The 11,698-nt window shown below is 46.8% G+C and carries 14 protein-coding genes and 1 tRNA gene; 7 read left to right on the forward strand and 8 right to left on the reverse strand.

All coding sequences use genetic code 11. The features are described 5' to 3' along the window. Positions 1-23: 23 nt before the first annotated feature. A complete protein-coding gene (gene trhO / locus ACZ5ZZ_RS09170; RefSeq protein ID WP_464121363.1) occupies positions 24-1,073 on the forward strand; it encodes an oxygen-dependent tRNA uridine(34) hydroxylase TrhO in 1,050 nt (349 codons plus the stop codon). A gap of 12 nt (positions 1,074-1,085) precedes the next feature. Further along, positions 1,086-1,370 (forward strand): hypothetical protein, encoded by a 285-nt coding sequence (locus ACZ5ZZ_RS09175; protein WP_464139022.1) that lies wholly within the window; start codon positions 1,086-1,088, stop codon positions 1,368-1,370. Positions 1,371-1,474: 104 nt separating this feature from the next. On the opposite strand, the gene ACZ5ZZ_RS09180 is transcribed toward ACZ5ZZ_RS09175, so the two are convergent. The 3 genes from ACZ5ZZ_RS09180 to ACZ5ZZ_RS09190 all read right to left on the reverse strand — a co-directional run bounded on the left by ACZ5ZZ_RS09180 (position 1,475) and on the right by ACZ5ZZ_RS09190 (position 5,465). Further along, the gene (locus ACZ5ZZ_RS09180) at positions 1,475-3,358 is read right to left on the reverse strand and encodes a methionine--tRNA ligase (protein WP_464139024.1); all 1,884 of its coding nucleotides are present in this window, start codon (positions 3,356-3,358) and stop codon (positions 1,475-1,477) included. A gap of 200 nt (positions 3,359-3,558) precedes the next feature. Next, positions 3,559-4,677, reverse strand: coding sequence for a calcium:cation antiporter (locus ACZ5ZZ_RS09185; RefSeq protein ID WP_464139026.1), 1,119 nt, complete (start codon positions 4,675-4,677; stop codon positions 3,559-3,561). Between the two features lie 173 nt (positions 4,678-4,850). Continuing rightward, positions 4,851-5,465 carry a LysR family transcriptional regulator substrate-binding protein gene (locus ACZ5ZZ_RS09190; protein WP_464139028.1) on the reverse strand — a complete coding sequence of 205 codons (615 nt, stop codon included), beginning with the start codon at positions 5,463-5,465 and terminating at the stop codon, positions 4,851-4,853. A gap of 38 nt (positions 5,466-5,503) precedes the next feature. Here ACZ5ZZ_RS09190 and ACZ5ZZ_RS09195 point away from each other — a divergent pair, with 38 nt between their 5' ends. Further along, entirely contained in the window at positions 5,504-5,704 is a 201-nt protein-coding gene (locus tag ACZ5ZZ_RS09195) for a hypothetical protein (protein WP_464139029.1), read from the forward strand. On the opposite strand, the gene ACZ5ZZ_RS09200 is transcribed toward ACZ5ZZ_RS09195, so the two are convergent. From ACZ5ZZ_RS09200 to ACZ5ZZ_RS09210, 3 genes are all read right to left on the reverse strand, one after another. Further along, the gene (locus tag ACZ5ZZ_RS09200) at positions 5,697-6,329 is read right to left on the reverse strand and encodes a hypothetical protein (protein ID WP_464139031.1); all 633 of its coding nucleotides are present in this window, start codon (positions 6,327-6,329) and stop codon (positions 5,697-5,699) included. The genes ACZ5ZZ_RS09195 and ACZ5ZZ_RS09200 overlap by 8 nt on opposite strands. A gap of 207 nt (positions 6,330-6,536) precedes the next feature. Continuing rightward, positions 6,537-7,202, reverse strand: coding sequence for a hypothetical protein (locus ACZ5ZZ_RS09205; RefSeq protein WP_464139032.1), 666 nt, complete (start codon positions 7,200-7,202; stop codon positions 6,537-6,539). Between the two features lie 206 nt (positions 7,203-7,408). Then, positions 7,409-7,485 (reverse strand) — tRNA-Met (locus ACZ5ZZ_RS09210). Between the two features lie 136 nt (positions 7,486-7,621). On the opposite strand from ACZ5ZZ_RS09210, the gene ACZ5ZZ_RS09215 reads away from it, so the two are divergent. The 3 genes from ACZ5ZZ_RS09215 (at position 7,622) to ACZ5ZZ_RS09225 (ending at position 9,349) form a co-directional block, all read left to right on the forward strand. Further along, a complete protein-coding gene (locus tag ACZ5ZZ_RS09215) occupies positions 7,622-8,509 on the forward strand; it encodes a hypothetical protein (RefSeq protein WP_464139034.1) in 888 nt (295 codons plus the stop codon). Between the two features lie 12 nt (positions 8,510-8,521). Next, a complete protein-coding gene (locus tag ACZ5ZZ_RS09220; protein ID WP_464139035.1) occupies positions 8,522-9,025 on the forward strand; it encodes a hypothetical protein in 504 nt (167 codons plus the stop codon). A 117-nt stretch (positions 9,026-9,142) separates the two neighbouring features. Beyond that, positions 9,143-9,349, forward strand: a complete 207-nt coding sequence (locus tag ACZ5ZZ_RS09225; protein ID WP_464121372.1) for a SlyX family protein — start codon at positions 9,143-9,145, stop codon at positions 9,347-9,349. Here ACZ5ZZ_RS09225 and ACZ5ZZ_RS09230 read toward each other — a convergent pair. Continuing rightward, positions 9,343-10,095: a YoaK family protein gene (locus tag ACZ5ZZ_RS09230; protein WP_464121373.1), complete on the reverse strand. Its 753-nt coding sequence runs from the start codon at positions 10,093-10,095 to the stop codon at positions 9,343-9,345. The two genes, ACZ5ZZ_RS09225 and ACZ5ZZ_RS09230, sit on opposite strands and share 7 nt — an antisense overlap. Positions 10,096-10,128: 33 nt before the next feature. After that, entirely contained in the window at positions 10,129-10,626 is a 498-nt protein-coding gene (locus ACZ5ZZ_RS09235; RefSeq protein ID WP_464139036.1) for a transposase, read from the reverse strand. A 167-nt stretch (positions 10,627-10,793) separates the two neighbouring features. On the opposite strand from ACZ5ZZ_RS09235, the gene ACZ5ZZ_RS09240 reads away from it, so the two are divergent. Beyond that, on the forward strand, positions 10,794-11,681 hold the full coding sequence (locus ACZ5ZZ_RS09240) for a 3'-5' exonuclease (protein ID WP_464130788.1): 888 nt from the start codon (positions 10,794-10,796) through the stop codon (positions 11,679-11,681). The last annotated feature ends 17 nt before the right edge of the window (positions 11,682-11,698 follow it).

Below are 11,698 nucleotides of genomic sequence, written 5' to 3' on the forward strand. Positions count from 1 at the left end.
GGTGGATAATGGAAGGTGACCATATGTCTGAGACGTCGAACTATTATGTTACGGCATTCTATCGTTTTACAAAACTAGCCGACTTGCCGGCCATTCAAAAAGCTCTTGAAGACAAAGCCGAAGAACTTAATGTGAAGGGTCTTGTGATCCTGGGTGAAGAAGGGTTTAACTCCACCTGCGCAACCTCCTCCCTGGAGTCTTTCGCTGCCTGGAAAAACTTTATTCGCGAATACTTCAACTCTCCGGATCAGTTCTTCAAAGATTCCGAGTCTAACAAGGCTCCGTTTCGCCGCTTCAAGGTTAAAATCCGCAGTGAGATCGTCACAACAGGAATCCCTGGCGTGATGCCACCGGAAGGCGTGAACCATCACCTGTCCCCAACAGAGTGGAATCGCGTTCTGAAGGAAGAATCCGATTACGTCATGATCGACACCCGCAACTGGTACGAGTACAAAATCGGAACCTTTAAGGGGGCTTTGAATCCTAATATCGAAAAATTCACGGAATTCCCTCAGTACATTGAGGCCCAGGGCATTCCTAAAGACAAAAAAATGCTGATCTTCTGCACCGGAGGAATCCGCTGTGAAAAAGGCATTCTGGAACTTCAGGACAAAGGCTATAACAACGTCTATCAACTGGACGGCGGTATTCTGAACTACATCAAAGAATATCCAAACGACCAATTCGAAGGTGAATGCTTTGTCTTTGACCACCGTGTGGCTGTTAATCAGGAACTAAAGCCCACCACGAAGTTTGGCCTGTGCCCTCACTGTGGCCAGCCTTCTACCATCAAAATTGAATGTAAACGCTGTGATGCTCACGAATTGATCTGTGAAGACTGTATCAAGATTGAGTATGCCAAGGACACCTGCTCTAAAAACTGCGCTTATCAGCTTGAAAAACATCCCGCGCGCAAAGGAAAAAAACAAGTGGTCCCGTTTGAGATCGAAAAAATGGCTGCCGAAGGAAAAGACCCTGCCGAGCTACCGAAGATCCGCGTGACCCGCACCAAATATATTTCCATGAACCCCAGAGGCGAAGCTGAAACCGTCTCTGAGAAAAAGAATCCCTAGAAAGGACCTCGTATGAAAAAAGCTTTTGCGGTATTTGCTCTTATCTTTGCGTCGCACTCTCTGTCCCTGGCATCCAATGTCATCAAATGCCAACCTGAAGCTCTAAAAGCGGCATATGATCACTATCTGTATGCCAATGGCCAGGATGCGATGATTACACTGAATATCTACAGCGCTGAAACACAAGACGCTTCCATCTACTATCGAATTGAGATCTTGAACCTTGAGACTGAAAACCGGACAGATTCATGGGTTAAAGTTGAAGCCAACACGTGCAAGGTTCTGGGTGTTCATTAATACCATACCCCTTCTTTCCCATGAAAGAAGGAACCCAGTTCACACAAAAAAAGCCCGGTCTTGAGCCGGGCTTTTTTTTTATTTAGACACAACAACATCAAGGACTATTCAGCCTCAGCGCTGCTTTCATCTTTAACCGCTGGGAAATAAACTCCCTTCACACCAATGACGTGGCCGGCAGGAATTCCTGTTCCCAGCTCTTCCGCGCGCAGCGCGCTTTCTGGAAGATTCAAAGATTTTCGAAGCTCGTTCACCGTTTCCGGAACAAATGGCGCCAGCATAATCATCAAATTCTTCAGCACATAGAAGCAGGTGAAAAGAGCATCTTTTCTTTCCGCTTCCGGCGCACGGTCATCGTGCGGTTTGTACTGCGTGAACAATGAATTGATCTGTCGTGCGTAGTTTTCAATCTGCCCCAGCAAAATCGCATAGTCGCCTTTTTGCATCGAGCGCAGATACATTTGCACGATCTTCACAGTTTCAGCTTCAGCTTTACCGATCAGTTTACCTTCGGGAACTTTACCGTTAAATTTCGAGTTGCAGGCTGAAATCGGCTTTTCGAAAGCCGCGTTCATAGGACCGGCCAGGAACTTGTTGCGTTCGGCAAAATGCTCAAAATCAAAGTTGGATGCTTTCACTGGCAAGCTTAACAACGCCAGGAAGTAACGAACCTGATCCGGGGAATAACCCATCTCAAGCAGCTGATCCCCAGTGTAGAAGTTCCCCTTGGACTTGCTCATCTTTTCACCGTTCACCATCAGATGATAACAGCTTAAGATTTCCGTCATTTGCAGATCGCCTTTTTGCGGAAGTTGCATAGGGTTCTGCTTATGACCCAACCACATCGCTCCCTGCATGATCACATAGAAGAACACATTGTCCTGCCCCAGGAACTGCACCACCGTAGCCTCTGGATCACACCAGAAGTCCTTATACTGTTCAGGGTCACGACCTGACTGCTCCAAAGCCACTTTTGTGAAAACGATAGGAGCAATCAAAGAGTCCGGCCAGACATACAATGTCTTGCCTTTCATTTCCGGATCCAGCTCGGCTGGAACCGGAATCCCCCAGGACACGTCACGGGTGATCGGACGATAGCCCCATTTGTCTGTTACAACCGATGGAATCCCCGCAGCCTCCAATGCATCCTGCGCCTGCGCAAGATCCGCCTTGGAATCAAACAGGCACTCCACCTTTTTACCAGCCACGTAACGGGACTTATGCTTTGGCAAAGTCTCTTTGATTTCTTTGTATTTTGCTTCGAACTGATTTTCAAAGCGGCAACCAATCAGAACCGTGTTGCTGACCTCCTGGACAACCGCTGAGCGCCAGGCTTTTTGTTTGGTGTCGATCCAGGCCTTCAAAGGGTCTGCAACCTTCCACATATCCAACCACCAGTGAGCGGTGTCTTTCAGCTCTGGTTTGGCGTCACTCAGCTGACTGCGCGGATTCTGCAGAGTGCTTGGATCAAACTGCGTGCCACAGGCATCACACTCATCAGAATAAGCTTCGGTGTTACCACAGTTCGGACAGGTTCCACGCACAAAGCGGTCCTGCAGGAAGCGGTTCATCTTCGGATCATACCACTGCTTGGTGATACGCTTTTCCAGCATGCCATTTTCAAACAGACGACGCAGGAAATCCTGAGAATACTGTTCATGCAAAGGATAAGTTTCCGGGCGCGAAGTGCCCGTAAATACGTCAGTCTGAATAGAGTATTTTTTCAGAGTCTCTTTTTGTTTTTCATGGATGGTGTCGATAAATTCGCGGATGGTCTTTCCAGCCTGAACCGCCGCCACTTCACTGGTCGAACCATGATCGTCATTGCCGTTCACGAACAGGACGTTTTCCGCCCCGATCAGCATGCGCATCCAACGAGCATAAATGTCTGCCGGCACGTGCGCCCCGGCAAGATGCCCCAGATGCAAAGGGCCGTTTGCGTACGGCATCCCCGCCGTCACCACAACCTTTTTTGGTTTCTTAAACATATTCAAAACGGATTTAACATCTGTTGGAGGAGAGAATTTATTTTCTGGCTTTGATCCTGGTTGCATTTTAACCCCTAAAACACTTAATTTATCGAAATTCAAAGAGTGATGCAACGGGAGCCTATCCCCGAGAGGGAAATTAGGACGGCCAAGGCTGCTTGCGCACCATATCAACAGCCTCTTTTACATCGAAAGTCCCACTAAGGGATAAAAGACATCACAAAGTAAGTCAGCAGAATCACCCCGTGAACCGCCCCTTGAAGCAACGTCGCCTTCCCTGTCCCCAAAGTGATCATGCCCGCCATGAATGTCATGAGCATAAAGACCATGTCTTTATTGCTAAGCCCCAACATCAAAGACTGATTCGTCAAAAGACAGAACACAATCACAGTCGGGATTGTCAGGGCGATACTGGCAATCCCGGACCCCAGGGCCAGATTCAAACTGGTTTGCAGGCGGTTGGCACGAGCTGCATTGATGGCTGCCCATGTTTCTGGAAGAAGAACGATAGCTGCGATCAAAAGTCCCACCACCGACTTCGGAGCCCCGAGATAATCCACACCCTGCTCAATCAATGGAGAAATCATCTTGGCAAGGCCGATCACCGCCACCAGACTTACGCACAAAGAAATAAAGCTTAGCCACGCATCCACAACAGATATTTCGTGAGTTGTATCCATCGGAGTAATGTCGCTGGTCTTATCGACTGCTTCAAAATAGGCCTTGTGGGTCGTGGTCTGGAAGAAAATAAACAGAAGATACAAAAGCACACAAATGGCACCAATGAAGATCATCTGAGGCGTATTGTAGGTCCCCACAGACGTCGTGGTGGTATAGTTCGGAAGCACAAACACCAACAGTGCCAGAGTCATAAGCACGACCATCAGGCTCTTTGAGCCTTGAACCTGGAACTCCTGCTCTTTGTACTTCAAGCCCCCCAGTATCAGACACAGAGACACCATCCCATTGGTGATAATCATCACTGCGGCAAACACGGTGTCACGAGCCAAAACGGAAGCCTCCGCACTGGCTTCAGTCGACTGATTCATTAAAGAAACAATCAACCCCACCTCGATGATAGTCACACACAGAGCCAGAACCAGAGTTCCCAGGCCCTCTCCGATTTTATGGGCAATAACTTCGGCGTGGTGAACAGAGGACATAACAGCGACGCCCAAAAAAACTGCCGCCGTGATCGAGACCCACAAATTTTCTTCCGCAAAGACACTGGACAACAAAAAGACGATCAAACTTAAGAATGAAATGAGATGTTGGGGTTCCAGTCCTTTTCGGACAAATTGTGCGGCACTCATGATCATGCTGGTATCTCCTTTGTAAAGCTCCCTTTAAGCCTTAAAGGTGGATAACGGTCTTGGGCAAGTGGAAATCAGAAAAAAATCACAATGGGCTGAAAACGGAAAAGGCCCGATGGCTGACCATCGAGATACAGAGAGCACACTGACGGGATGCGCCATAAAGACTGCTAGATACACTAAAAGGCAGATCGAATAGCATCAAGTAATAATCGTTCAGGCTGGGAGCGCCCAAATTCAGGGCGATGAACCAACGCGATTTCATCCTTATAAGTCGGTAGCGACTTCACCTGCCGCAGTTTTTCGTCAGACAATTCAACAGCTTTGGTGGGAATAATTCCATATCCAAGCCCCTTGCTCGTCAGTCGACAAATCAAGTCCAGGCTTTCGGTTTCAATTGTTTTTCGAGGACGCAGTTTCCATTTTTTTAAGATCGCTTGAGATTGAAAAAGATTGGAATTGCAAATAACCGTCTGAGGGTCAAAGACAGTTGCCCCCTCCCAAACTGCAACAATATCATAACCCAAACGAGACACCACCAAATCGGGAACTCGAACTGGATTGATAACAATCCCCACATCCAAGCGTCCATGCTGAACCTCTGCTTGCACATTGCGAGATAGATCATGACGAAGCTCTATGCGATAGTCCGGGGCCGATTTTTGCAGTGTCGATAAAGCTTGTGGCAAACAGTAGGAGGCCACTGTGACATGGCAGCCAATCGAAACCGATTGTCCACCAAATATGTTTTGATCTTTTCTATCCATATCAAGTTCTTGAATGGAGTTCAGCAAGTCATGGACCTTCGTTAAAAAAAGTATTTTCTGTAATTATGTCTCTGAGTATTTCCACCTTGGCTCATGCTTCTGAATACAAAGCCCATCAGCCTTTTAAGATTAGCGCCACAGTTAGTCATTTTTACGGACGCACAAAAACCGCAGAAGCAGCATTATGGGCTGATGCTTTTTCATTTTGTGAAAAACTTGAGCCTAAAAAAGGTGGTTTATTGGGGGAAGGTCAAGTGATTAATTAGAAATAATTACCGCTGACGATGAAGGCATATTTTCTTTGCCTGGCATCCCTTCCACATCGAACCAGATATTTCCCATATTTAGCTGTCTCGGGCCTTTGAATGTTTGAACAGATTTTAGAGATGGCTTTAGTCTCCAAACAACCTTAGCTTGTCCGGAAAAAAATTGTTTTGTTGAAAATTCATTTGTTACAAGATTACATTCTCCACCAACAGTAACCATTGTGCCCTCAGGAACAAGTTTTTTCATATAGACATAGTCTGCTGGTAATCCAGCAGTGGGTGGTTGAAATGGCTCTATCATTGATCTTAAGTAAAAGCATTGAGGAGATGGTCCTTTTGCCAAAGCTCTGCAAAACGCTTCTATATCATCTGGAAGTCTAAATGATCCAGACTTGAGGTTGGGAAGTTCATTAACTTCTTTGGGGATTTTTACTTGAGCCTCAAAAGCACAAACTGAGGCAGCATTACTCCACTGATCGGCGTTCCATTTGTCGAATTCAGACTTTGGTTTCATTTTCAGACGATGAGAGAAGATTTGTTCTGTATAAATTTTTAAATTTCCAGATTTAGCATATCCGTTTTGCAAAACTATTATTGCTAAAAATAATATTACAATTGATTTCACGCAACTCTCTTAATCGCTTGAATAATTAAAAACTAATGAATACCTGATTATATTTTCCTTCTGATCATCACTCAAGTTGAAATACAACTATCCTAACACCAGACTTTGGTTAGTTTTTACCTGAAATTATAAATAACCATTAGATTGATTCTACTCTCACGCCAGTCTCTCATTTCTCACAGCAGTCTCTCACGAATGAGAGAGCCTTCACTCTGATGCAGTTCTAACACCTGTTTTACCCTCATGAGCATCACTAATAGATTCTCTGGATATTCCCCTAACTGGAGGAATGGGTTCAAAGAATCTTCCATCTCTCTTAGAAACAAAGTGCCCCCACCGATTCATTAAGCTTATAAGCTTTTGAGCATAGCCCAAAGAAATCCGATTCTTAGCAAACCATTTGTAAACAACTTTCTGACTGTCATGATAATCCGAAGGAATTAGCTCTAACTCTATGCATAGTGTCTGGACCTTCAGGAAATGGCTGTTCATCTTCTTTAGATGATTCTGTGAGCCCTCGTTATCATCTTCGAGGCGTTTTGAAAATGCTTTCACAAGATCTTCAGGAAATAGAGTTTCGTTCATTGAGACTAATTTCGTAACTCGATTGGCGGCCTGCCTAACCTTTGCTTTGATGAGATTTTTCTCTTTATTGAGCCGCTTACAGCGTTCTCGGGCTTGCTCTAATGACCACTCAGACCTGAAGCCCAGCTCCTGATAAGCTAGATTAGAAACTTTCGTATCTGTTTTCTTACCGTCTTTGAAGGTTTGAACATAAAGCCTCCACGAGCTTTTGAACGCTCTTACATAGTAGCTTCCAACAGGAACATTTGAATAATCCGGCTCAGTCTTGATAAGGGTAATGGCTTTCATATCCTAAATGAATCATCTCAAAGTGATGTAGTCGATATGGTGAATTTACAGACCTACGACACCTACGACGTAAGAACTCAAAAACCTACGACGTAAAAGTGAAAACGAATTTAAAAATTTCAGATTGAACAAGACATAAGTAGCTATTTTCACGAGTGAAACACTAAAAATGGAAAAGGCCCGATGGTTTACCATCGGGCCTTTATTGGTTGCGGGGGCAGGATTTGAACCTACGGCCTTCGGGTTATGAGCCCGACGAGCTACCAGACTGCTCCACCCCGCGACGAGTGAGATGTGACTATATGCCTCCAGGGTGCGTGGGTCAACACTTCATTCAAGATAAATGTAATATAGCACCACGTATCATTGCCCGTCGGATCATTCTATGATTCAGTTCTTCTGTATTACAGGAGACACTCATGAAGTGGAAGAATACTCTTAAAATCCTCACAATCAGCCTCGGACTTTGTTTTGTTATTTTAACAGCGCTGGGACTCTGGGGACTTTCCCGACTTCCATCTGCTTATCAGATCAAAAATGCTCTGGTCCCATCTGCTGTCAGTAAAGCTGCTGAAGAAAATGGCAGCGAATCAACTCAGACATCCACAGTCTCTCCGGGGAAAATGGCTTTGCAGGTGTTGCGCGATGATTTTGCCAATATCGAGCGGCCCCTGTCGGAAAGCTGCAAATACATCACAAAAGCTCCTGAAAGCACTTTCCTGACAGATCCTGCCAACGCGACCTTCAGATTTTTCATCACAAGTCTTTATAACGACCATGATCCCGTGGTGGAAACGGCCGCCCCTGTGTTCCGCTATCTTTTCCGTTTACCCGGAATGAATGAAGTTGTGCCTGCTGTTCTTCAGTCTTCAGAAACAGAACAAGACCTGCTGCCAAAGGCCCTGTTCTATTACCATCTTTACCAGGCTGGCAGCCATTTAAGTCGTCACCCGGAAAAACTCGATGAGATTCTGCAAAAAAGCTACAACCTGCACCATCTGGTTAAAGCGGCTTCCCAGAATGTGGGAATGACCAGTGATCCCGAGACACAGACTCTTTGCGAAGAACTGGAAAAAGAGCTGAACCAGCAAGAGTCTTTTGATGCCAACCAAACTGCAGAGCGAATGAGCGAATTCTTTGCCAAGAAAAATATCGACATCAAGGCCCTGAACTATGATCCTCAATACAGATCAAAAACCCAGCTCCAGTTGTCTGGCAGCAAAGTGGGAGTGCAAGACACCTGGGTGGCCAAACTTTTCGCCAAGGACATTGAAGAACGCGAAAAAAGAAAAAAGAAAACCCACTAAGAGGAAACTCGTGTGAAAACTTTGCTGCTAGTTTCATTCCTTGCGCTTTGTGGATGTCAAACAACCAGCACTGTGGCTAAACCCGAAGCTCTTAACAAAAAGGAACTGCGCGGCTATTTCACTCAGAACATTCCCCACCTTTCCTGGAGTTCCAAAGCCCGGACCAGCTCACTGGGGGGCCTCAGAGCTCCCCCGGCCCCGGTCAAGGTGCAGATTCTGGATACACGGGACTCTGAAGCTGCCGTGGCTGATAACTGGCAACAGGAAAAGCGCCTGAAATCCACCATCATCGCCTTCCCCTGGCAGAAACTGATGGATGAAGAGCAACACCCCCGCTCCGATGTCCGAGCCCAGCTTGAAAGTGCAGGTCTGCAAAAGTATGAGCTGCTGTTGATTCTTGCCGACACCGCCGAACGCGCCCGACGACTGGCCGAAATCACTTCTCAAGCCGGCTTTTCAAAAACCAAGTACTACAACGCCCCCTACACGGGAATCGCCGACATCTTTGCAGAATAAAATTTATAGAGATCGCATAAAACCCTCAAGCGGGCTCGCCCGGAAAACGAACTTCGATCGGCTGAATTTGACGTCCTTGCAAGTCTAGGGTATGAAACCTCCACAGACGAGGAACCCATGGATGAACAACGCCTAATCAATATTGAAACGAAGATTGCGCATCAGGAATACCAACTGGAAGAGCTTCACCAGGTGATTTATCAACAACAGAAAACCATCGATAAACTGGAGATCCTGTTACAAGGCCTGACCACCCGTCTAAAAGAAGCCCTGGGGGATGGCGGCGAAGAGATTCGCGGCAACGAAAAGCCACCGCATTATTGATTCTTCCGAGGCACCAGGACCTGGAAATAATACATCGTCCAGAACAGAACCCCGGAGGTGGCCACCGGAATCACAAAACCTCCGTGCCCAAAGAGGCTGAAGGCAAAGCCCCCGATGACCGAACCCAGACCAAAAAAGGCGATAATTCCCAAGCGCATCAGGTTGGCTTTAAGTTCCCCATCAAAAGCGATCTCTTTTTCAAGCTTACGATAATTCAGAAGACGACTTAGACCAATCCCCAGATCGGTTGTGATCCCTGTCAGGTGTGTCGTGCGGATGACCGAACGGGACACCGTGGTGATCGTGCCATTTTGAATACCGCAGATCAAACATAGCAAAATCAAAAGGGTATAGTCCCGTGACTCTCTGAGCGGCTCACCAAAGGTGCCGAAATATCCCAACAATCCCCCACCCGCGACGACCGCCGACAGGAAAAAGATCATACCAAAGCTGATATAGTATTTTGGCTTTTTATGCAGCTTCAGACGGACATCAACCAACAAACCACTAATCATGGCGCCAAACAGAAAGAACAACGGAACTGCCAGCATCCCCAGAGCCATATCAAAATCAAACTGGCTGATTTCATGCCCGAAGAAGGTGGCAAACCCGGTCACGTGAGAAACAAAGCGGTGACAGGCCATAAAGCCGCCAATATTCAGGATCCCAGCCTGCATTGCCATCAGCATCCAAATGCAGATGTTACTTCTTGTATAATGGGAAATGGATTCATTTCCATAAAGCATGTCTGGCCACCCGTTGGAAAAACCACCCTAGATCTAAATTCCTTTGTCTGACACCCGGTACACGGACAACTCCGGTGGGATCATCCCCTGTTGCTTCATCGCCTGCGGGTCGCGCAATTCGATTCGAACAGAATTGAATCCATGCCGATCGATAAAACGAATCACCGTCTCGTCACTTTCGTCATTGGCACCTGAAACAAAAAGATTCATATCAAACAGTGGACGGATCGCTCGTAAACGCAACACTCCGTCAGTAACATCCCATGCGCCCTGACCGTCACCCAGGTTATCCACCTGATAATAGAACCTGCCATTGGCAAAAAGGGCCATACGCATCGGGTACTCAGCCCCCGTCTGCAGAAGCTTAAGCTGATCCAATCTATCAGAGGCACCATCGACGTCATCAGAAGGATTCACAAAACGGCCATAAAAAGCCGCGTCTTTTTTACTGGCAGTCATCGAGGACATCGGCGCACACGCGGTGATTAACAGGGTAGCAGAAACAACAGCAATGAAAACAGCTTTGATCATAGATGCAATATCCTTATGGGAATAATAACTTAAGCCTACAACTTAAAATTTATAAGTCAAATCAAGAGGATGCATCCAAGGCCTCAGCCCAGCGCAAAGCGCCGCGCATTGACGTTGCCTTGTCCGGCTTTCTAAGATGGCGAACGAAAATTTAAGGAGCTCTCACGATGGCATTTCGCTGGATTGGCAAATCAGAAGACGGAAAAACAGTCACCCTTCGCCGCTTGGAAGACTGCAAACTCAACACCCCCGCCTATGCCACCACCACCTGGGTTCGCGACAACGCTGATATCGTCCGCTTCGGCGCCATTTTGGATGTGGAAACCACGGGCCTCAATCAGACAGAAGATCAGATCATCGAGATCGGCATCCGCCAATTCATCTTCAACAAAAACTCTGGCGAAGTCCTGGCTGTGACCAAGTCTTATTCCAGCTTTCAGGACCCGGGTCGCCCCATCTCCGCAGAAATTCAGGACCTAACCGGCATCACTGATGAAATGGTGGCCGGGAAACAGATCGACTGGGCCGAGGTGGATAAAATTTTAGGCGAATGTCAGCTGATCATTGCTCACAACGCGAAATTCGACCGTCCGTTCATTGACCGCAAATCGAAAATCTCGACAGAAAAAGTCTGGGCTTGCTCTTACAAACAAATCGACTGGGCTGCCAAAGGCTTTTCCAGCACCAAACTTGAGCTTCTGAATATCTATCACGGTTTCTTCACCGATTCACATCGTGCCATCAATGACGTGGATGCCCTGCTTTATCTGCTCAGTCTGGAAGAAGAAAAAACCAACAAACCCTATTTGCTGGAGCTTATCACCAACGCCCGTCGTTTAATGACCCAGGTGATTGCGACAGCGGCTCCGTTTGAATCCAAGGATCACCTAAAGACTCGCGGCTACAATTGGGACAGCGTCAATCGCTTCTGGCACAAGATCATTTTTAAGGACGAAGTTCCTCATGAAACCAAATGGCTGGAAGAGACCGTTTATGTCGGCCCCTTCGGAGGCATGACCCGCGACATTGCACTGGTGGATGCGTTTAAAAACTGACTCTGAATAAGCTGGAC

This window comes from Bdellovibrio sp. HM001 (genome assembly GCF_055397275.1).